General features: G+C 55.5%; 17 protein-coding genes. 6 read left to right on the forward strand and 11 right to left on the reverse strand.

The window, feature by feature from the left end:
- Positions 1-2 precede the first annotated feature (2 nt).
- Positions 3-224, reverse strand: a complete 222-nt coding sequence (locus tag SK62_RS16440) for a DUF2754 domain-containing protein (protein WP_015571318.1) — start codon at positions 222-224, stop codon at positions 3-5.
- A 248-nt stretch (positions 225-472) separates the two neighbouring features.
- Here SK62_RS16440 and SK62_RS16445 point away from each other — a divergent pair, with 248 nt between their 5' ends.
- Positions 473-775, forward strand: a complete 303-nt coding sequence (locus SK62_RS16445; protein WP_003859159.1) for a DUF2755 family protein — start codon at positions 473-475, stop codon at positions 773-775.
- Here the strand turns inward: SK62_RS16445 and SK62_RS16450 are convergent, their stop codons facing one another.
- Both SK62_RS16450 and sbmA read right to left on the reverse strand, forming a co-directional pair.
- On the reverse strand, positions 776-1,873 hold the full coding sequence (locus SK62_RS16450; protein WP_047718581.1) for a DUF1615 domain-containing protein: 1,098 nt from the start codon (positions 1,871-1,873) through the stop codon (positions 776-778).
- A gap of 12 nt (positions 1,874-1,885) precedes the next feature.
- Positions 1,886-3,106, reverse strand: coding sequence for a peptide antibiotic transporter SbmA (gene sbmA / locus SK62_RS16455; RefSeq protein WP_045341115.1), 1,221 nt, complete (start codon positions 3,104-3,106; stop codon positions 1,886-1,888).
- A gap of 351 nt (positions 3,107-3,457) precedes the next feature.
- On the opposite strand from sbmA, the gene ampH reads away from it, so the two are divergent.
- Positions 3,458-4,618 carry a D-alanyl-D-alanine-carboxypeptidase/endopeptidase AmpH gene (ampH, locus tag SK62_RS16460; RefSeq protein WP_032652680.1) on the forward strand — a complete coding sequence of 387 codons (1,161 nt, stop codon included), beginning with the start codon at positions 3,458-3,460 and terminating at the stop codon, positions 4,616-4,618.
- A gap of 2 nt (positions 4,619-4,620) precedes the next feature.
- On the opposite strand, the gene SK62_RS16465 is transcribed toward ampH, so the two are convergent.
- Both SK62_RS16465 and SK62_RS16470 read right to left on the reverse strand, forming a co-directional pair.
- A complete protein-coding gene (locus tag SK62_RS16465) occupies positions 4,621-5,247 on the reverse strand; it encodes a helix-turn-helix domain-containing protein (protein ID WP_015571320.1) in 627 nt (208 codons plus the stop codon).
- Between the two features lie 89 nt (positions 5,248-5,336).
- On the reverse strand, positions 5,337-8,111 hold the full coding sequence (locus tag SK62_RS16470) for an autotransporter outer membrane beta-barrel domain-containing protein (protein ID WP_032652677.1): 2,775 nt from the start codon (positions 8,109-8,111) through the stop codon (positions 5,337-5,339).
- Positions 8,112-8,563: 452 nt separating this feature from the next.
- Here SK62_RS16470 and hemB point away from each other — a divergent pair, with 452 nt between their 5' ends.
- Together hemB and SK62_RS16480 are read left to right on the forward strand one after the other, a co-directional pair.
- The gene (gene hemB / locus SK62_RS16475) at positions 8,564-9,538 is read left to right on the forward strand and encodes a porphobilinogen synthase (protein ID WP_015571323.1); all 975 of its coding nucleotides are present in this window, start codon (positions 8,564-8,566) and stop codon (positions 9,536-9,538) included.
- Between the two features lie 128 nt (positions 9,539-9,666).
- Entirely contained in the window at positions 9,667-11,367 is a 1,701-nt protein-coding gene (locus SK62_RS16480; RefSeq protein ID WP_047637572.1) for a bifunctional ornithine lipid synthase OlsF, read from the forward strand.
- Between the two features lie 79 nt (positions 11,368-11,446).
- On the opposite strand, the gene tauD is transcribed toward SK62_RS16480, so the two are convergent.
- The 6 genes from tauD to mmuP form a co-directional block, all read right to left on the reverse strand.
- Entirely contained in the window at positions 11,447-12,298 is an 852-nt protein-coding gene (gene tauD, locus SK62_RS16485) for a taurine dioxygenase (protein ID WP_047718577.1), read from the reverse strand.
- A complete protein-coding gene (tauC, locus tag SK62_RS16490) occupies positions 12,295-13,122 on the reverse strand; it encodes a taurine ABC transporter permease TauC (RefSeq protein ID WP_017383144.1) in 828 nt (275 codons plus the stop codon). Before tauC ends, tauD begins: the two co-directional genes overlap by 4 nt.
- Positions 13,119-13,886: a taurine ABC transporter ATP-binding subunit gene (gene tauB / locus SK62_RS16495; protein ID WP_015571326.1), complete on the reverse strand. Its 768-nt coding sequence runs from the start codon at positions 13,884-13,886 to the stop codon at positions 13,119-13,121. The genes tauC and tauB overlap by 4 nt, the downstream gene beginning before the upstream one ends.
- A 10-nt stretch (positions 13,887-13,896) precedes the next feature.
- Entirely contained in the window at positions 13,897-14,859 is a 963-nt protein-coding gene (tauA, locus tag SK62_RS16500; RefSeq protein WP_047718575.1) for a taurine ABC transporter substrate-binding protein, read from the reverse strand.
- A 221-nt stretch (positions 14,860-15,080) separates the two neighbouring features.
- Complete coding sequence (mmuM, locus tag SK62_RS16505; protein WP_040117252.1) at positions 15,081-16,013, reverse strand: homocysteine S-methyltransferase; 933 nt, start codon at positions 16,011-16,013, stop codon at positions 15,081-15,083.
- Complete coding sequence (gene mmuP, locus SK62_RS16510; protein ID WP_045334512.1) at positions 16,000-17,400, reverse strand: S-methylmethionine permease; 1,401 nt, start codon at positions 17,398-17,400, stop codon at positions 16,000-16,002. The genes mmuM and mmuP overlap by 14 nt, the downstream gene beginning before the upstream one ends.
- 157 nt (positions 17,401-17,557) lie before the next feature.
- On the opposite strand from mmuP, the gene SK62_RS16515 reads away from it, so the two are divergent.
- A complete protein-coding gene (locus SK62_RS16515) occupies positions 17,558-18,667 on the forward strand; it encodes an AI-2E family transporter (protein WP_047718574.1) in 1,110 nt (369 codons plus the stop codon).
- Between the two features lie 114 nt (positions 18,668-18,781).
- Positions 18,782-20,566 (forward strand): diguanylate cyclase, encoded by a 1,785-nt coding sequence (locus tag SK62_RS16520; protein ID WP_047718573.1) that lies wholly within the window; start codon positions 18,782-18,784, stop codon positions 20,564-20,566.
- Positions 20,567-20,878 lie beyond the last annotated feature (312 nt).

Genomic DNA, 20,878 nt, shown 5'->3' on the forward strand with positions numbered 1-20,878 from the left:
GGTTAGTCAGCTTTCTCTGCCGTCGTCGTCTCATCGGGACGACGGCGGATAATAAATCCCGCCAGCCAGAAACTGATTACCCAGGTTACCAGCCCAACCGCATAGGTTTGCCAGCCTTTCGCTTCAAATCCCAGCAGCCCGACAACACCGTTGAGAATAAAGATCAGCCCGATCGCAAAGGCGTAGTAATGCCAGTCACGGCGTAATTTGGAAGTGAGCTTCATGACAACTCCGGCAGAAAAAAAACTATCCTCTCACAGTTTGATAAAGGCGTCTGTGGCGGATACGTAAATTCTGAAATGCAGCGCAGTTTCACTTATGTTATCAATTTGTGACGTGATGCAGAAATCGACAATCCAGGAGAAATCCTGAGCCGAATTTCCCACGATTCTGATATTGACAAATGCTATGACCTGTCACACTCACCCTGTACGACGCGTATTAAAACAGAGTGATATTATCGGGAGGTCTTATGGCAGACTTTACATTGTCGAAACCGATTTTTGGCGGAAAACAACCAAAAACCTCCACGGCGGGGAATATTGCCTATGCCCTGTTTGTTCTGTTTTGTTTCTGGGCAGGAACCCAACTGCTGAATATGCTGGTGCATGCCCCTGGCGTGTATGAGCATCTGATGCAGGTGCAGGATACAGGCCGCCCGCGCGTTGAAATCGGTTTAGGCGTGAGCACCGTATTTGGACTCATTCCCTTCCTCGCGGGCAGCATGGTTCTGGGCGTGATTGCCCTTGTCCTGCGCTGGCGCAACCGCCACTGATTACAGTCCCATACAGCGTGCCCGACGATCGTCAACGCGTTTCGCGAACCAGGCGGTCGTCAGGTTACGCGTGATCTTCGGGCTTTCCAGCTGAATGCCTGGCAGAATGGCTCTGGGTAAAGCCTTTCCACTTTTCTTCTCGGCCAGCGCAAAGACCTGCTTATACAGATCCGTTTTCTCAAACGCCAGGCTGTCGCCCTTCTCCAGCTGTCGGCGAATGTCGCTGTTGCTCATCTCCAGCTTCGTCGAGAGTTTTCGCACCGCACGTTCGGTGGTCCCGGCCTCACTGCTGCCGTAAGCAATGAGATCGCCGTCCAAAGCGAGCTTCACACCGCTGGCGCGGCTTACCGCATTCTGGAAGGCTGCATTTCGGCTGGCATACCAGCCCGCGTTAAAGTCGGCAAAGCGATACAGCGGTTTATCGTAGTTGGCCGGATAATTCAGCAGGTGATACGTCCCAAACCACAGCCCACCGCGCAGGGAGAAGACCTCCTGACGTACCGTACCGTCGATATCCCACGGATAGCCGTCGGTATGCTTTTCCGCAAATGCGATACTGACCTGCATCGGACCGCCGGTATGCACCGGATTTAGCGAGCCAAACAGCTTCTGCCCCATCGGCACCATATTGATGAAATCATCGAAAATGGCGCTAAGCTGTTTCTCGGTTTTCACCGTATCCAGCCGTTCATTGTAGCTTTTACCGTTTGGCGAGGTGATTTTAAGGGCGGTATGCACCAGGAAAACCGGGATATGCATCGATTCGGCCCGGCGGTCGATCTCCTTCCAGGCGATTTTGTTCAGGCCAGGCACTACAGGATCTGACTGATACATCGATTCCTGCTGCGCCACCGCGAGCACCGAGCAGATATTCTCCTCGGTAGGCGCGATCTTCTGGCTTTTGAAGGTCGCTGCCAGCGCATCAGCCCACTCACTGCGATCCTTCACGCTGGCGGGCATCTTTTGCCGCACCACGCTCGCCACATCAACGGGCTTCTCCCCTTCTTTGAGCGGGGCAGCCCCTTTTTCGGCACAGCCCGCCAGCACAAAAGCGGCGAGTAACGTCAGCGGTAATGCACGTGGTACGGCAAATGGCATAGCAATTCCTTTTTAACCTAATGTATGGGTGACTTCCTGCACGTCCTTATCGTCCAGCTCACGCTCGAAACTGCGTAAACGTTTGTAGATGGACATCAGCTCCACCAGCGTAGTCCAGGAGCTGATCAGATACTGGAACGAACCGCGAACCTGACCAAAGACGTTGGTGATTTGGGTCATCAGACCGAGCGTAATCGTACCCGCAACGATGGACGGGAACAGCAGGAACAACCCGAAAACGTTATCAACCTGAAGATAAAGAATGCGCGCGATATTGAAATACATGTAATGGAAATAGAGGCGGAAATAGTTACGACGTACGGCGCCAAACAGCTCACGCACGGTAGGCGGTGACGCACGGTTGGCATCGTCTTCGCCATACACCAGTTCTTTACGGTAGGCCGCTTCCACGCGCTGGTTTTTAAACTCCAGCCCCGGCAGCTTGATCCCCACCACCGCCAGCAGCCCCGTTCCCATCAGCGACCAGACAATCGCAGCAATCACCAGGCCGTATGGCAGATGGCCGACAATCGGCAGCTCCGGAACGTGCGACGAGAGCGTCACCAGCACCGGCAGGAAGGCGATCAGCGTCATGATGGCGTTGATAAAGCTCACGCCCATATCTTCCAGAGTAGAGGCAAAACGCATGGTGTCTTCCTGCACACGCTGTGCGGCACCTTCGATATGCCGCAGGTGCTGCCAGTGCGCCATATAGTGTTCGTTCATCGCGGTACGCCAGCGGAACACATAGTGGCTGACGAAAAAGTTATTCATCACGCCAATCACCACGGCGATAAGGGCGATGCCGAGGAAGATCCCCACCTCATGGTAGAACTGGTTAATGGTCACTTTATGCGGCGAACTCAGCGCCGTCTGGATCAGATCGTAAAACGGCGCATACCAGGCGTTGACCGCTACGCCCACTTCCACCAGGAACCAGGTGACAAAGATGATTAACGACGTGCCGAGAATCGACCAGTATTGCCAGCGGTGAGGAGAATAGACGAACCAGAACATGGCGAAAAGCCCTACGCAGAGCGCGTAGTAAGCGTAGAAAAGCAGGTAGCTCATGGACCAGAAGCGCGCTGCGCTAATGGGAATATCGCCCGTTGCCCCCGTAAGACGGGTCAGCCACGCGCCGCCACCGGCCTGCCAGAAAATGACAGCCAGCAGTGCCCAAATAAATGCCGACAGGAAAAAGGGCCCCGGCTTTGGGAAAAAAGACTTAAACATTGTGCTTCCTTCTTGTTGTTATGGCTGTTGCTGTGTTCAACATATCGCCACACGAAACCTTGCCTGTGCCAGCCTCCCGGCTCAGGCAAAAAAGTGAGACCTGCGGGTGAATTATTAGTTCGCTTCCCAGTTTTCAGGAATTGTTTCGGTGCGTTTCATTCGCAACAGCGATCGTAGCGTCTATCATACGGTCGATGTCACAAAATGGGAGCCACGCCGCAAGTAAATTGTTCAAATTTACCCACGGTTACGTTTTTCTCGCTATCGTTATGCAAATCGGGCCATTGCCCGACGCCGATTAGTAGTATAACTACCCGTAACTTTCCTTATTCACTTGATGGATGCTTTTCGTTGAAACGTTGTCTGCTCTCTATCGCCGCGCTGTGTGCGGTGAGCCTGTCCACCGCCCAGGCAGCACAGCCTCTGACGGCCCCGGTTCTGGCCTCTGACATTGCCGATCGCTACGCGAACCTTATTTATTACGGCAGCGGTGCGACGGGAATGGCGCTGGTCGTGATCGACGGTAACCAGCGGGTGTTTCGCAGTTTCGGTGAAACACGACCGGGAAATAACGTTCGTCCGCAGCTGGATTCCGTTATCCGTATCGCGTCGATAACCAAGCTGATGACCAGCGAAATGCTGGTCAAACTGCTCGATCAGGGCGTGGTGAAACTCGACGATCCGCTCAGCAAATATGCACCGCCCGGCGCTCGCGTTCCGACATATCAGGGAACGCCGATCAGACTGGTGAATCTGGCGACCCATACCAGCGCCCTGCCGCGAGAACAGCCCGGTGGCGCTGCGCATCGCCCTGTCTTTGTCTGGCCAACCCGCGAGCAACGCTGGAACTACCTGAGCACAGCAACCCTGAAATCGGCCCCGGGCTCGCAGGCCGGCTATTCTAACCTGGCGTTTGATCTGCTGGCCGACGCTTTAGCGACGGCGTCGGGTAAGCCTTACCCTCAACTGTTTGAAGAGCAGATCACGCGTCCGCTCGGGATGAAAGATACCACTTACACCCCTTCCCCGGACCAGTGCAAGCGTCTGATGGTGGCGGAAAAAGGGGCCAGCCCGTGCAATAACACGCTGGCCGCCATTGGCAGTGGTGGCGTTTACTCTACGCCTGGCGACATGATGCGCTGGATGCAACAGTTCCTCTCATCGGATTTTTACGCGCGCAGCAATCAGGCCGACCGAATGCAGACGCTCATCTACCAGCGTGCTCAGCTACGTCGCGTCATTGGCATGGATGTTCCAGGTAAAGCCGATGCCCTCGGCATGGGCTGGGTGTATATGGCGCCAAAAGATGGCCGACCGGGGATTATTCAAAAAACCGGTGGAGGTGGCGGATTCATCACCTACATGGCGATGATTCCGCAATCAAACGTAGGCGCTTTTGTGGTGGTCACCCGGTCGCCAAATACACGCTTCGTGAATATGAGTGATGGCGTAAATAATCTGGTGGCCGAGCTGAGCGCCAATAAAGCACAGGTGCTTACGGCCTCTAACTGATCTCAATAGTCCGTGGGCAAACGGTTGATACTGATCAGTTTGCCCCGGCTCATATTGATGTAGTTCCCCTGCCGCAGCGCCGCCAGAACCTCAGCAACGACCGAACGAGAAATACGAGTGCTACGCTGAATATGATTCATAACACCAATTTTTGAACGTAGCGTGTCATCCCACTCGGCCATATTGATCAGCATCGCCCGAATTTGGCTATAGGAATTATTTCCGACCAACTGCATGTCACGTTTTCCCAATAAATGGTTAAGCCATGACAGCCAGCAGAAAGCCTCTTGCCAAAGTTGCGCGTCCTGAATAAGCTGGTACGCGTCAGATGCCGGTAAATAAAACCCGGTACAAGGCGTCTGTGCCATCAGAGAATATTCAAGATAGTTTTCATTTATCCATGCGCTTAAACCGTGGATATACGGTGCCCGCGCAATACCCATAAGTAATTCGTCTGATTTACGGTGGACGGCCGTCAGGCCGGATTGTATGACAACGGTCAATGGTTCATCATCATTATTGCCGGTAGTTATTAATTGTTGTGGTTCGATCTTAAATGGGGTACCGGCGACTTCCAGACACTTTATGAGCCGGCTTAATTCAGAAAGTGGCTTCGCATTAACGTTCATGCATACCTCAAGTCATCTGTATATGTCGGTTCTTTATAATTTTTAAAACACATAAAAAAGCGGGGGAAAAATCCCCCGCGCTTTCTATATTACCAGGTGTATTTCACACCCAGGTTTGCTCCCCAGTTCTGGTCAACGTCGCCGCCGCCCAGATAAGTCGCATCAGTGTAAGCACTGAAGTTTTTCGTGAAGCTGAACTGAGTGCCCAGTCCCACGCGAACCGCAGAGCCTTCCACGCCGTTATCAATGCTGTCATTGTTGATATCAGCATTGTTGTCGGCATCGTCATACACGTAAGCCAGTTTGAAGTAAGGCGTTAATGCCTGCTCGCCGCCGTAGTTGAAGGTATAACCTGCATCCACGCCGAGTTCATAACGCATACTGTCGTAAGACTGACCATCGATACGCATGTCGTTGCTTAGCTGGTAGTCATCACCGGACTGGAACAGGCCAGAGATCGCCGCATAAGGCGTGACGTAGCCAGACAGGTTTGGTTTCCAGTCATAGCCCAGTTTCATCCCGAAACCAACGGCGTCAGTCGTGGTATTACCGTCAACATACTGACCGTTGCTCATGGTAGCAGAGAGGTCGTTGTTGAAGCGGGTGTAGCTCAGGGAGCTGTCGAGGAAGATGTCGTTCATGAACTTCGCCGACGCGTAGATCATCGCAGTCTGGCTGTCCTGATCGACCTGACCAGTACGATCGCTGATATCACCCTTCGCGAAACCAGCCGCACCACCGACAATCCACTTCGCGTTATTACCGTCGATCTGAGTATCCAGACCTACCATAATGCCGCTTACGTCCTGATCGTAGCTAACGGTGCCATTATCCGCGTCAAAGTTGCCGCCGAAATAGCTCACCCATGCGCCGCCGTTATCTGCCAGGCCATGACGGCTGTTGGTCAGACGGGTACCCACGGTATCCTGTTGCAGATTCCAGATGTTGGTATTAGCAGAAGGAATGCTCAGCGCCATGTTGGCGTAGTCAGTCAACTCTTCCTGCTGGAGAACAACGGTGTCGCCCTTCTGCTGCGCCTGATAGGTGTATGCACCTAAATCAGCTTTGTTTGCCGCAGTAAAGCTGGCAGCGGTATCCGCGTTATTGTCATAGACGCGAACGATCTCTTTGTTTTCGTAGTCAGCTACGGAGCCTGCGCCGGTCGCATCGTCGATGCGCACTTTATAGTTACCGGCAACGTCACCGTTCACCGCCAGATGACCGTCAGAGTTCAGCGCGACAACACCATAGTCGTAGTCCGCTTTAGAGCGATCGTTGGTGATATAGCGTGCGTTGTTCAGGTCGCTGTTCAGCACATAATCACGGCTGGCAACGTTAAGCACACCGCCATCGGTCAGCACCATATTGTGCGTATCAACCTGACCCAGACCCAGCGCCAGCTCTGCACCGTTGTCCACGGTAATGGTGTTGGCATACAGCTCAGCTGTCTCTTCAGTGAGTGCAGCACGGCTGTAGCTATCCAGATACAGGCTGTCGGTAGCCACACCACCGCTGTCGCCAATATTCAGGCTAGACGCATTGGTCAGGGTGATGGAATCTGCCAGCAGGCCGGAGTTTTCAACATTGACCTGAGACTGGTTGTTCACCGTCAGCGCGTCGATGTTGGAGATCTTACGGGTATCCCACTCGGAACCGTTATCCAGCGCCACGTTGAACAGGCCGCTCTGATAAACTTCTTCACCTGCAACATGACCGTTGCTGTCAAAGGTAGAATCAGGCCAGATGCTGTTTGGAGAAAGCGTGTGCCAGTCTACATCGCTGTAGCCTTCACCATACATCTGCGCCGTGCCGATGGCTTCAACGCTGGACTGCGCGGCACCCACCCATTTACTGCCGTTGGTCAGCGTGACATCCAGCTTGTCGGTATCATCCCAGCCGTTGGTAGTTGGGTTATAGACGCCGTCATCGGTGGTATCCGTTGCCGGATCGCCATTCTCGTAGAAGTTGTTATCAAAGGTGCTGGCGAAAAGGATGTCGCCGGTAATGGTAGAGTGATCGAAGGTAGCGGTGGTCTGCATAGCGTTATCAGACGCGCCAGCAACAACGATCAGCGCCGCATCATCGGCAGCCGTGGCGTTGGTTTCACCGTAGTCGCTCGGCTTCGCCGTTTGACCGTAGAAGCCACTGGTACCCAGATCGCTGTACGCACCAGAGGTCAGCACAGAATCTTTCACCACCAGCGTATCGGTAAAGATATTGCTGCTGTTAGCAACGCCTTCAACACCGTCGTATGGCGTGTTATCCAGCTCCTGATAACCCTGCGTCAGCGTGATGCCCGCGATATGGGAGTTGTTCTGAATAACGATGTCAGATTCAACGTCCAGCGTGATCGCGTTACCCAGACCATAGGTGTCCAGATAATGCGTTTCAGTGGTTTCACCATTGACGACATCGTAGGCGTAATGCTCGTAGGTATCGTTGATGGTGGAGTTATCAACAGTCAGGCTAAAACGATCATACTGGGTATGAGTGGTACCGTCAGTATCCACGCCATCTGCACACGTCGTGGTCATACACTCTGACGTGATCATGCCGTTAATGGTGCTGTTAGAAATACTCAACGCGTTCGCACGGCCATTGACACCATCATCCAGATAGTATGTCGAAATAACTCCGTTTACGGTTGATTTATTGATGACTGGATAAATGTCACCATCATGTGTGGCATCTGAATAATCCCAGTCAGCATAACCATAATACCAGGGCGTGGACGCGGTATTGTCATAGCCAAAAGTATTATATGTTGTGCCGGATATATCTTTCGCATTGGCCTGAGAAGCGATAGCCAGTGTGCAGGCTAATGCAAGTTGTGATACAACCAGTTTCTTTTTCCATGTTTGCATTGGGTCATCCCTCCTCAGGGACGTAAGCAAGTTTGTCCATCAAATCATTTAGCAACATAAAATTGCGGAAGGAATTATGCAGTTTCAGTTCGAAAAGGTTCAATGAATGATTCCATTAAGTCCGTATTCAGACAAATAAGCTTGTAAACCCAGGGCAATATCAATCATTATGAATAAATATTATAAATTCAACTGATTGCAAACTACTTTAGTTGTTTCGGCACATATAATAAAAAGCAATAAATCATTTATATTTATAATCCCGAACCAATATAGAAACCTCACCAATATTAAACACCACGCTGAACACCAGAATAAGTTTTATAATACAGACAAAATACATGCAGCGTATATTAGTCGATTTCGAAAATCTAAAAGACAACTTTAGTAAAACACCGCTCCCTGCTTTCAGGTACACTATACCTCTTTGTTCCACAAACATCAGGCATACCATGACCGATTTAATTGCACGTCCCCGTCGCCTACGCAAGTCTCCCGCACTGCGCGCCATGTTTGAAGAGACAACACTGACCTTAAACGATCTGGTGTTGCCGATTTTTGTTGAAGAAGAGATCGATGACTACAAAGCCATCGACGCGATGCCGGGCGTGATGCGCATTCCTGAAAAGCATCTGGCCCGCGAGATCGAACGTATTGCGAATGCGGGCATCCGCTCGGTGATGACGTTCGGTATCTCCCACCACACTGACGCGACCGGCAGCGATGCCTGGAAAGAAGACGGCCTCGTCGCCCGCATGTCGCGCATCTGCAAAGAGAGTGTACCGGAGATGATCGTCATGTCCGATACCTGCTTCTGCGAATACACCTCTCATGGCCACTGCGGTGTGCTGTGCGATCACGGCGTGGACAACGATGCGACCCTGCTGAATCTGGGCAAGCAGGCGGTGGTTGCCGCTGCTGCGGGTGCGGATTTCATTGCGCCTTCTGCGGCAATGGATGGGCAGGTACAGGCGATCCGTCAGGCGCTGGACGCTGCGGGCTTCACCGACACCGCCATCATGTCCTATTCCACCAAATTTGCCTCCTCTTTCTACGGCCCGTTCCGTGAAGCAGCCGGCACGGCGCTGAAAGGCGATCGTAAAACCTATCAGATGAACCCGCTGAACCGCCGCGAAGCGATTCGTGAGTCTCTGCTGGATGAAGCCCAGGGCGCTGACTGCCTGATGGTGAAACCGGCTGGCGCATACCTGGATATCCTGCGCGACATTCGCGAACGCACCGAACTGCCGCTGGGCGCCTACCAGGTGAGCGGCGAGTACGCGATGATCAAATTCGCCGCACAGGCGGGTGCCATCGACGAAGAGAAAGTGATCCTCGAAAGCCTGGGGGCGATCAAACGCGCGGGCGCGGATCTGATCTTCAGCTATTTCGCGCTGGATCTGGCTGAGAAGAAAATTCTGCGTTAATCCGCTTTAGCGCCGGGTAACGACTTCGCCTTACCCGGCCTGCTCTCTGCGCTAATCTTCACCAAACTGCAATACAAACGACATCTCCTCCTTCTACTGTCTGGGCAAGACGGCAGGAGGAGTGATCAATGTTTAGTCTCGACAGCGTTCTTGATGACCTTTGGCCTCAGGCGAGGCCCGCACCCTGGCAAAAAAGTCTGTTAAAAAGACTGCTTCACGAAGACGAATTTCAGCAGTTTGCCGCCAGCCACCGTCACCTGAAAGGGCTGGATATGGTGGAGCAGGTTCTGGAACACCTTGATATTCACTGCTCCGTTTCCGCCCGCGACCTCGAACAAATCCCCGAACACGGCCCACTCATTGTGATAGCGAACCACCCGACCGGCACCCTGGATGGGCTGGCGCTGCTGTATGCCGTTTCCCGCGTGCGACGCGACGTGAGGGTTGTTACCAACAGGATGCTGTCCCACCTTGAGCCCCTCAGTTCATTATTTATTCCCGTGGATAATATGGGCGGCAGAACCGCAAAAGCCTCGCTGATACAGATGGAGCAGCACCTGCAAAACGCCGGCGTGCTGATCTTCTTTCCGGCGGGCGAAGTTTCCCGCCCAACGCGCAAAGGCATCCGCGATAAAAAATGGCATCCGGGCTTTATCAAGCTGGCCGGCAAACTACGGGTGCCGCTACTCCCGGTACATATCCAGGCGCACAACAGCCTGCTGTTTTATGCCAGCACGCTGGTCTCGCCAACGGTATCCATGCTGCTGCTGATGCAACAGATGTTTCGCCGCCGTCACAGTCAGCTGCCGATCAAAATCGGCCAGCAGATTGCCTGGAATGAGCGGTTTAGTTCTACCCTTTCATCGCGTGAGATGGCCGAGCAGTGTCGTCAGCACGTGATACGTCTTGGCAAGGGATTGCCTGGCGTCTTTAAAACCCAGTGCGCCATTGCCCGCCCGGAAGACAGGGCGACGCTCAAGCGCGAACTGGCGCAGGCCGAGTGTCTGGGCAAAACCAGCGATGGTAAGGCCATCTATCTTTGGCAGCGCAACGGGCAGGAAGAGGCGCCTCTGCTGCGCGAGCTGGGGCGGCTGCGCGAGATTGCCTTTCGTGCCGTGGAGGAAGGCAGCGGGAAGCGCCGGGATACCGACAGCTACGATGATGACTATCTGCACCTTATTCTGTGGGATGACGATGACCTGGAGATTGTCGGCGCGTACCGCTTTATGCCAACGGCCATGCAGGTGGAAAAGCGCGGCGTCGAGGGGTTGTACAGCTACAGCCTGTTCCACTACGACGAAAAAATGCAGGACATACTTGAGCACGGTATTGAGCTGGGGCGCAGCTTTATACAGCCGCGCTACTGGGGGCGTCGCGGTCTGGACTATCTGTGGTCAGGCATTGGCGCCTATCTGGCACGCTATCCCCATTACCGTTACCTGTTTGGTCCGGTGTCCATCTCCGGCGGCTTACCGCCAGCTGCACGGGATCTGCTGGTGGCGTTTTATCGTCTCTGGTTTCCGGCCAGCCATCCCTTAGCCGCCTCGCGTCAACCCTACCCGGCCTCACTTCCGGACGTGCTGGCACAGTTTGGCGGAGTGGATTACGTGGATGACCTGACAAAGCTGAAATCCCTGCTCGGCAACCTGGGTTGCGGCATCCCGCCGCTCTACAAACAGTATTCCGAGCTATGCGAACCCGGCGGCGTGCAGTTTATCGATTTCGGCAGCGATCCGGCGTTCAATAACTGTATCGACGGGCTGGTGCTGGTGGATCTGTGTTATCTGAAGGCAAACCGCTATCAGCGGTATATAGAAGCACACCTTTAGCTCCGTTGCCCGGTGGCGCTGCGCTTACCGGGCCTACAATTAAACGTAGGCCGGGTAAGGCAACGCCGCCACCCGGCAATCAAGGCGCACGGTAAAACGGCTTATCCCCCAGGATCGTCGCCCGCTGCATAATCCTTCGCTGCGGCAGGTAATCCGCATTAGCGTAATGCTGCGTGACGCGGTTATCCCAGATCGCCAGATCGTTCTCCTGCCAGCGCCAGCGCACCTGGAACTCCGGTTTGGTGATGTGCGCGAACAGGAAGCCGAGCAGCGCCTCACTCTCTTTTTCCGTCACATCCACGATGCGCGTGGTAAACCCTTCATTCACAAACAGCGCCTGCTTTCCGGTCACCGGATGGGTACGCACCACCGGGTGCAGCAGCGGGGGATGTTTCGCCACAGCTTCCTGCCAGCGCTGGTGCTCCTCTTCGCTTTTGCGGTACTTGTACTCCGGGAACGATTTTTTGAAGTCATGCTCCGCCCGCAGGCCGCTCAGCAGAGTCTGGAGCGGCGCGGAGAGCGCCTCAAACGCGGCAATCCCGCTGGCCCACAGCGTATCCCCACCCGTCTCCGGCAGCTGTTTTGCTGCCAGAATCGCCCCGGCTGGCGGTGTGCCGATAAAGGTAACGTCTGTGTGCCAGTTGTCATTATCGGGCGGGTTATCGTTATGGGTGTCCAGCACGATAATTTCCTCCACCCCTTCCGCATGCGGGTAGACCGGGTGGATATGCAGGTCGCCAAAACGCAGGGCCAGCGCGCGCTGCTGCTGTGGGGTAATGGCCTGTTCGCGCAGGAACACCACCTGATGACGCAGCACCGCGTGGTACAGCTGCTCAAACTGGTTATCGCTCAGCGGACGTGTTACGTCCAGGCCCGACACCTGCGCGCCAATATATGGCCCCAGCGGGGTAATGGTCAGTCGTTCACTCATTGTATTTCTCCATGCCAGGGCGTCAGGCGACGCTGTAGCGCGCGCAGTCCCAGTTCTAATCCAAAGGCAATCGCGGCGATCACCGCGATCCCTGCCAGTACCACGTCAGTCGCCAGGAACTCTCCCGCCGACTGCACCATAAACCCAAGGCCGCGCGTGGCGGCTATCAGCTCTGCCGCCACCAGCGTAGACCAGCCCACCCCAAGGCCGATGCGCAGCCCGGTCAGTATCTCCGGCAGCGCGCCTGGTAAAATGACGAACAGCAGTATCTGCGCGCGGCTGGCGCCGAGCGACTGCGCCGCACGTATGCGTACCTGCTGCGCACTTTTTACGCCAGCCAGGGCCGACATGGCTACCGGCGCAAATATCGCCAGGTATATCAGTAAGATCTTTGACGTCTCGCCGATGCCAAACCAGATCACCATCAGGGGCAGGTAAGCCAGCGGCGGGACGGGACGGTAAAGCTCTATCAGCGGGTCGAGAATGCCGCGTACCGTCGGGCTCAGTCCCATCGCGATCCCCACCGGAACGCCAATAATGACCGCCGCCAGCAGCGCCACCAGAATACGCATCAGACTGGCGCCTAAATGCTGCCAGAGCGTGGCATCCATAAAGCCCTGCGGCCCGGCGATGGTAATCAGTTTTTCCAGAACCTGGCCTGGCGGGGGCAGAAACAGCGGGCTGACCCACTGCTGCGCGGCAACCGCCCACCATACCGCCAGCAGCACCACCAGCGTGCTGAGGCTTAAGGTGAGCTGGCGAGAAAACGGCCAGCGTAAGGCAAGGCGCGTCCGCCGCGTTTTTTCACTGAAAACAATGCTCATGAGAACGCCTCCCGTTGCTCAAACACGCGGCTTAAGACGTATTCACGCTGTTCAATAAACAGCGGATCGGATTTGATGCTGCGTACCGGCTCTCCCGCCACATAGCGGCGGGCAAACTCAAGCGGCAGGCGCTCCAGCACGCGTCCCGGCCCCGGTGAGAGCAGCACCAGCTCCGTCGCCATAAACACGGCCTCTTCGATATCGTGGGTGATTAACAGCACCTGCTTGCCGGTTTCGTGCCACAGGCGCAGCAGCAGGGTTTGCATCTGCTCGCGGGTGAAGGCATCCAGCGCCCCGAAAGGTTCGTCCAGCAACAGCAGCTGTGGGTTAGCCGCCAGCGCACGGGCGATCCCGACGCGCTGACGCTGCCCGCCTGAAAGCTGCCAGATAAAGCGTTTTTCAGCTCCCTCCAGCCCGACCTTTTTCAGCATATCGCGCGCCGTATTCAGGCGCTGTTCACGCGCTACACCTGCCAGTTGCAGACCAAACGCAACGTTTTCCTGAACGTTTCGCCACGGGAGTAATCCTTCATTCTGAAAGACCACGCCGCGCTCTGCGCCCGGCCCCGTTACCCGTTTTCCTTCCAGCTGGATCGTGCCGTGCTGATACGGTACAAACCCGGCGATCAGGTTCAGCAGCGTCGTTTTCCCGCAGCCGGACGGCCCCAGCACCACCAGCAGTTCACCGCTGTCCAGCGTCAGGTTGATCTCTTCCAGGGCGGGTTTGCCGCCGTAATCGGCAGACAGGTTTGTAATGTTCAGCATTGCAGCCCCCTTATTTCACAAAGCGATCGGTCACGAACTGGCTGTAATCCGCCGCCACCGCAGGCACTTTGCCCTGCTCTTTCAGGAACGTGGCAGTGTCGACAATCGCTTTGCTCACCGGCCCGTTCAACTGCTGGACCTGCTGCGCAGGCGTCAGATAGGTGTTGCCTTTTACCAGCCCCGGCACGTCAGCTTCCGGCACGCCGCTCAGACGTGAGAGCTTCTCCAGGTTGGCGGGCTGTTTCAGCCATTCATCCGGGTTGCTGATGTATGGCTGCTGTGCGTCAATGGCGCTTTTGGCGAAGGCTTTCACCACTTCAGGGTGTTTCTCGGCAAAGTCCTTCCGTACGACCCAGACGTCAAGGGTTGGCGCACCCCACTGCCCCACTTTTTCGGAGTCGGTCAGCACGGTGCCCTCTTTTTCCAGCTCGTTGACGGCGGGCGCCCAGACGTATGCTCCGTCGATGTCGCCACGCTGCCAGGCGGCAATAATCGCCGGAGGTTGCAGGTTAATGATCTGCACCTGGCCCGGCTTAAGGCCCCAGTGTTTCAGCGCTGCCAGCAGGCTGTAATGCGTGGTGGAGATAAACGGCACCGCGATGCGTTTGCCGATCAAATCTTCGGGTTTCGTGATGCTTTTCTTCACCACCAGCGCTTCGGAATTTCCGAGCTGCGACGCCAGCAGGAAGACTTCAATCGGCACCTGCTGGCTGGCGGCCACCGCCAGCGGGCTGGAGCCCAGGTTGCCAATCTGCACGTCGCCCGAGGCTAACGCCCGCACAATCGCCGCGCCGCTGTCGAACTTGCGCCAGTCGACATTCGCCCCGCTCGCTTTGGCAAAGGTGTTGTCCGCCTGCGCGACTTTCGCCGGCTCAGCGGAAGTCTGATACGCGACGGTGACGTCCACCGCCTGCGCCTGAAATGCCCACAGCGCCAGTGCGCCGAGAAGTGTGATCCGCGATGAAATTGCCATAGTGCCTGCTCCCCTTGTTGTTATAAGGGCAGTATTTCCGGCGCGAGAAATTTGATAAAGGAATAAAAAAGAATCGCTAATGACGATTCGTTTTTAGAAAAAAAGCGGGAAAGGATAGTGAATTTTGTGCGGTTGTTTCGCCGGGTGGCGCTGCGCTTACCCGGCCTACGGTTCGTGCAATTTGTAGGCCGGGTAAGCGCAGCCGCCACCCGGCAAAGACCTCAGCGCTGAACCGTCAGCGCAGCAATATCCTGCGGCGTGGTGCGACAGCAGCCGCCAATCAGCTTCGCACCGGCATCCAGCCACTGCGGTAAATACCCCGCCAGCGTCTCGCAGGCGTCACCATGGTGATGCCAGGTTTTGCTCACCGCATCATAATGCTCGCCGGAATTCGGATAGACCACCAGCGGCAGCGACGTCAGGCTGTGCAGATGCGTCAGCGCCGCGGTGGTGTTTTCCAGCGCGATACAGTTGATCCCCAGAGCGACAACCTGTGGGTAGCTTTCGAGCGCAGAAACGACATCCCGCAGCGGCGTCCCGTCACTCAGATGCTCGCTGTCACGCAGGGTAAATGAGAACCATGCCCGGGCGCGAGGATACGCCGTCAGCAACGCCGCCAGCGCCTTAATCTCCGGGAAAGAAGGCAGCGTTTCACAGGCCAGCAGATCCGCGCCCGCATCCAGCAGCGCCTCCACGCGGGGACGGTGGAACGCGGTGAACTCTTCAGCGCGACGCACATAATCGCCGCGATATTCAGATCCATCGGCAAGGTACGCGCCGTACGGCCCTACCGACCCCGCCACCAGCAGCGTGCCCGCCTGCGCATTCTCTGCCAGGTACGCTTCCCGCGCTTTGCGTGCCAGCTCTACGCTTTTGCCAATCAACGCCCGGGATTGCGCCTCGTCCAGCCCGCGTGCGGCAAAGCCCGCAGGCGTGGCCTGATAGCTGGCGGTGATCGCCACCTGTGCCCCCGCGCGGTAATAGTCGAGGTGCACGTCCCGGATCAGCTCCGGGTTTTCCATCAGCACTTTGGCCGACCAGAGGCTGTCGGCAAGGTTACAACCGCGCGCTTCCAGCTCCGTTGCCATCGCCCCATCCAGCACGACAAACGGCTGGTTTTCAAGGAGGGCGGTAAGCGGATTATTCTGCGACATGTTCAGGCTCCTGCGTGGTCAGGTTTCGGGTCAGGTAGTACGCACCATAACACAGGGCGACAAACGGAAGCCCGCAATAAAGGGCAATACGCTGGCTGGGGTCAAACCACAGGCCGACGCAGGCCACCAGACAGAGGATAAAGCCAAGCACGGGCACCAGCGGATACCATGGCGCGCGATACTGCAACGCCGAAAGTGGCTGCCCGGACTGCACGTGACGGCGACGAAACACGAAGTGTGACGCGCAGATGCTGATCCACACCGCCACCACCGCAAAACCGGAAATGGCTGACAGGGCCACAAACACCGTATCCGGCGCGACCACGCTGGAGAACAGCGCCAGCACGCCACCCAGCATGGAAACGGAGAGCGCCGTCAGCGGCACGCCGTTTTTGTTGACGCGGGCAAAGCAGCGCGGCAGCGTTTTCTCGTTAGACAGAGACCACAGCATACGGCCAGAAGCGTATAGGCCCGAGTTCGCCGCCGAGAGGATCGCCGTCAGGATCACGAAGTTAAAGATATCCGCCGCATACGGAATGCCGACCTTTTCAAACACCAGCACGAACGGGCTTTTCTCCACGCCAGCCTGCTGCATCGGGATCAGCGCCGCCAGCACAAACACGGTGCCAATAAAGAAGATGATGAGCCGGGCGATGGTGGTGCGAATAGCAACCGGAATAACCTTTTGTGGGTTTTCCGTTTCTCCTGCCGCGATGCCGATAAGCTCCGTTCCGGAGAAGGCAAAGTTGACCGCCACCATGGTCATCAGGATCGGCAGACCGCCGTGCGGGAACCAGCCTTCGGCAGTAAGGTTGCTTAAGCCCGGCGCCGGTGAACCGTCCTGCATCGGGATAAAACCGAAGATCGCCGCCCCGCCGAGAATAATGAAGGCGATGATGGTGATGACTTTCACCAGCGAGAACCAGAATTCCCCTTCGGCGAAGAAGCGCGTGGAAATGACGTTAAGAGCAAAAATCACCACGCAAAAGACGACGCACCACGTCCAGACGGGAACCTGCGGGAACCAGTACTGCATACAGAACCCGGCTGCGGTAAAGCTCGATCCCAGCGCCACTGTCCACGTAAGCCAGTAGAGCCACGCCACGGTATACCCTGTCGCCGGGCCGAGATAACGAGCGGCGTAGACGTGGAACGCGCCGGTTTCCGGCATTGCTACGGAAAGCTCGCCCAGACACTGCATAACCAGCCAGACCACCAGCGCACCAATAAGATACGCCAGCAGCGTGCCCGCCGCGCCGGTTGTCGAAATGATGTATCCGGTATTGAAGAATAACCCTGTGCCGATAACGCCCCCCAGCGAGAGCATAATCAGGTGACGGGTTTTCATGGTGCGCTTAAGCTGCCCGTTTTGTTGTTCTGTTTGCATATTACCTTCTAAACGTATGGACATCTAAACATCCAAAGAAGGGTGTTATACCGCGATTGTTAACAAAAAGCCACCCGGCACGACTTCGGCGCAATTATTGGTAAATCTTTAAATCAGTTCTATAGTCGACACAGTTTCTTCTTCACCTGGACTCACTATGCGATTTAACGGACTGACCAAAGGTTTCTTTATTCTCATCCTGGCCCTTGTTACCTGGGCTTTCTTTGACGTGCTGTCACCCTATTTCTCGGCGATTCTGTGGGCCGCGATCCTGACCATCATTTTCAACCCGGTGAAAAACAAATTGCGTACCGCGCTGGGCGATCGCAACGGGCTGGCTTCCCTCCTTACACTCGGCATTATCTGCCTGATCGTGTTTATTCCGTTGATGGTGATCCTTTCCTCGCTCGCGGTGGAACTGAACATGGTTTACACCAAGCTGCAACAGAACAACACGCAGTTCCCGGAAGTCATCGCCGGTATTTTCAACCGACTGCCGGACTGGGCCAGCGGCTTCCTGGCGGATCACAACCTGACCAACGCCGCGCAGATTCAGAAAAAGCTTTCCGATGTCGCGTTACAGGGTGGACAGTATCTGGCGGGAAGCGCGTTCCTGATTGGTAAAGGGACGTTCGGCTTTGCTATTAGCTTCGGCATTATGCTGTACCTGCTGTTTTTCCTGCTCAAAGACGGGCCCTATCTGGTGCGCCAGATCCTCGACTCGCTGCCGCTGTCTGACTTCGCCAAACAGCACCTGTTCGCTAAGTTTGTCGGCGTCTCACGAGCCACGGTAAAAGGTACGGCGGTCGTGGCAGTGGTTCAGGGTACGCTTGGCGGTATCGCCTTTGCCATCGTCGGTATTGACGGTAGCGTACTGTGGGGAGCGCTGATGGCGTTCCTCTCCCTGGTGCCCGCCGTCGGCTCGGCTATTGTCTGGGTTCCCGCCGCGATCTTCCTGTTTGCCACTCACCAGCTGTGGCAGGGTCTGTTCATTGTGGGCTTTTTTGTCATTATCGTCGGGCTGGTGGACAACCTTTTACGTCCGCTGCTGGTGGGCAAAGACACCAAAATGCCGGACTACCTGATACTGATCTCCACGCTCGGCGGTATGGAGCTGTACGGCATTAATGGTTTTGTGATTGGGCCGCTGATTGCCGCCCTGTTTATCGCCTGCTGGAACCTCTTCTCCGGCCGCGACCACGCAGGCAACGCCGAGGAGCTGGACGCAGACTTTATCGAAGAGGGAAAAAACCCTCCGGATCTCTAACGAAACGCGTTTTGTCAGGCGGCCCTGTGCCGCCTTTTTTTTCGCGATAAATCAGGGGTTTTCTATAATCTGAAATGAACGCTCTTCCACATTTGTCGTAGAAGGATCCAACAGGTGCGAATCGCCACGATCACAAACTGGGCCTATGGTGTCACGGTGTGCCTGACCATTGCCTCCGGTATCGTCATGCTGATGGCTTCCCATGCCGACAACGTAGAGCGTCAGGCTGTTAAGCAACGACAAATTTTTGACCAGCTTACGGAAGAGATTGAAGCAGAAACCTGGATGCTCTCCGATTTAGCGCGCCTTTACGCCATCAAAAAAGAGCCCGATGTGCTGAAAGCGTACCAGGCGAAAGAAGGTGAACTGAAGAATATTGAACACAAAGTGGGACAGTTAAAAGATACGGGCGCAACGGGCGAAGAGCTGGCGCTGCTGTATGAAGGGCTGAAGATTGTTGATGGCCTACAGGATGAACAGCAGGCAGCAATTGCCAGCGTCGCCCGGGGTGAGGAACAACAGGCCATTGCGTTACTCTTCGGCAAAATCTACGAACTTGAAACGGAACGCGCCCAGAGCAAGATTGACCATTTTCGTATGCTGCTGGATAAGCGCATTATTGCCGATGTCCAGGCAGCGACCAACACGTCGAAAACGCTGCGTACCGCCTCAGAGGTGATGGTCGGCCTGACCGCCCTGCTCTTCTTATTCGTGATGGGCTTTATTCTCAAGCACCGCGTGCTGCGCCCGGTAGTGCGCCTCAGCGATGTGGTTCACCGCCTGGCCTCACAGGATTACGGCGTCGAAACGCCCCATTTCAACCAGGTCGATGAGATAGGCGATATGGCGCAGGCCATTCGCATTTTCCGCGAGAACGGGCTGGCAAGGCAGCGGCTTGAAAAAGAACGCGACGCAGACTGGGCCATCCGCGAGCTGCTCGCGCGAATGACCCAGCGCTTGCAGGGGTGCGAGAACGTCAGCGACGTGATTGAGGTGGCAGAGCTGTTTGCTCCCAACATTGCGCCGGGTATCGCCGGACGTCTGTATATTCTGGATCGAAACCCGTGGGAGATGCGCTGTGCGGCGGAATGGTTATCTCCACAGGGAGAAAAAAATGCTTTCCACCCCGATCAATGCTGGGCCATACGCCGTGGTCAGAGCCACCCACCGGTCAACGGCGAGCCGGATATCGGTTGCCAGCATCTGCCTGAATCACAAAAAGACAGCTCACTGTGCGTGCCGCTCATTGCGCAGGGGGAAGCCATTGGTTTGCTGTCGTTTCAGAACATCACGCCTGAAACGGCGCCGTCCCGCGCATATCTCGAATTAATGGCGGAAGCCCTGGGTCTGGCGCTGGCCAACCAGCGTCTGCGCGATGCCCTGCTGGAAAAAGCGCTATTCGACCCGCTCACCGGCTTGCGTAACCGCCACCACCTGGAAGATACCCTGCGCACTCAGATAGCTCAGGCAATGCGCAATGATGAGCCGGTGAGCTGCATGATGATCGACATCGATCACTTTAAAAGCATTAACGATCGCTTCGGCCATGAGGCTGGCGATCATGTGATTAAGAGCGTGGCGACAATTGTTCAGCGTGCCGTGCACGATGCCGGCCTGGCCTTCCGCTTTGGTGGCGAAGAGTTTCTGGTGCTGCTAACGGGTGCGGATGAGGAAGCGGCTCACGCCTGCGCAACGGAGATTTATAACGGCGTCCATACGCTGTCGCTGCGCTATGGGCTTGCTGAGATTGGCCCGGTGGATGTGTCGATCGGGATCGCCAGTTACCCGCAGCACGCCCAAAGCGACGACCTGCTGCGCGCAGCAGATGTGGCGCTTTACCGGGCGAAAGAGTTGGGGCGCTCGCGGATCGTCAGTTTCAGTATGCTGGAGACGGGTTAACCGAAAATCCCTGCCAACGACGTCAGAGGTATGCGCACTCTCTTATTCCCTCACATTGAGGGTGCGTTATCATTCTTTGTACAAATAAATTCATCTTAACGATGCCACCATTGATAAAAAATGGGGGTGCGTAAATATATCAATAAATCAAAGCGATCATTTTTTAAACCCGGGTGGCTAATTACACTGAGTTTTTATGTTTTAAAAAACGTAAGCTCCAGCCAGAGGTCTGCAATCACGGGGCAAACAACGATTATCCATTTGATTTTAAAACATTTAATGAAGTATCGTTTGCAAAAAGCCGTGGCGTTC

The sequence above is a fragment of the Enterobacter sp. BIDMC109 genome (assembly GCF_001037885.1).
Classification (GTDB): Bacteria; Pseudomonadota; Gammaproteobacteria; order Enterobacterales; family Enterobacteriaceae; genus Enterobacter; species Enterobacter hormaechei_C.

Bases quoted from the DNA above. Each gene is read 5' to 3' on its own strand.
- SK62_RS16440 (WP_015571318.1), bottom strand. From the start codon at position 224: ATGAAGCTCACTTCCAAATTACGCCGTGACTGGCATTACTACGCCTTT.
- SK62_RS16445 (WP_003859159.1), top strand. From the start codon at position 473: ATGGCAGACTTTACATTGTCGAAACCGATTTTTGGCGGAAAACAACCA.
- SK62_RS16450 (WP_047718581.1), bottom strand. From the start codon at position 1,873: ATGCCATTTGCCGTACCACGTGCATTACCGCTGACGTTACTCGCCGCT.
- sbmA (WP_045341115.1), bottom strand. From the start codon at position 3,106: ATGTTTAAGTCTTTTTTCCCAAAGCCGGGGCCCTTTTTCCTGTCGGCA.
- SK62_RS16465 (WP_015571320.1), bottom strand. From the start codon at position 5,247: ATGAACGTTAATGCGAAGCCACTTTCTGAATTAAGCCGGCTCATAAAG.
- SK62_RS16470 (WP_032652677.1), bottom strand. From the start codon at position 8,111: ATGCAAACATGGAAAAAGAAACTGGTTGTATCACAACTTGCATTAGCC.
- hemB (WP_015571323.1), top strand. From the start codon at position 8,564: ATGACCGATTTAATTGCACGTCCCCGTCGCCTACGCAAGTCTCCCGCA.
- SK62_RS16480 (WP_047637572.1), top strand. From the start codon at position 9,667: ATGTTTAGTCTCGACAGCGTTCTTGATGACCTTTGGCCTCAGGCGAGG.
- tauD (WP_047718577.1), bottom strand. From the start codon at position 12,298: ATGAGTGAACGACTGACCATTACCCCGCTGGGGCCATATATTGGCGCG.
- tauC (WP_017383144.1), bottom strand. From the start codon at position 13,122: ATGAGCATTGTTTTCAGTGAAAAAACGCGGCGGACGCGCCTTGCCTTA.
- tauB (WP_015571326.1), bottom strand. From the start codon at position 13,886: ATGCTGAACATTACAAACCTGTCTGCCGATTACGGCGGCAAACCCGCC.
- tauA (WP_047718575.1), bottom strand. From the start codon at position 14,859: ATGGCAATTTCATCGCGGATCACACTTCTCGGCGCACTGGCGCTGTGG.
- mmuM (WP_040117252.1), bottom strand. From the start codon at position 16,013: ATGTCGCAGAATAATCCGCTTACCGCCCTCCTTGAAAACCAGCCGTTT.
- mmuP (WP_045334512.1), bottom strand. From the start codon at position 17,400: ATGCAAACAGAACAACAAAACGGGCAGCTTAAGCGCACCATGAAAACC.
- SK62_RS16515 (WP_047718574.1), top strand. From the start codon at position 17,558: ATGCGATTTAACGGACTGACCAAAGGTTTCTTTATTCTCATCCTGGCC.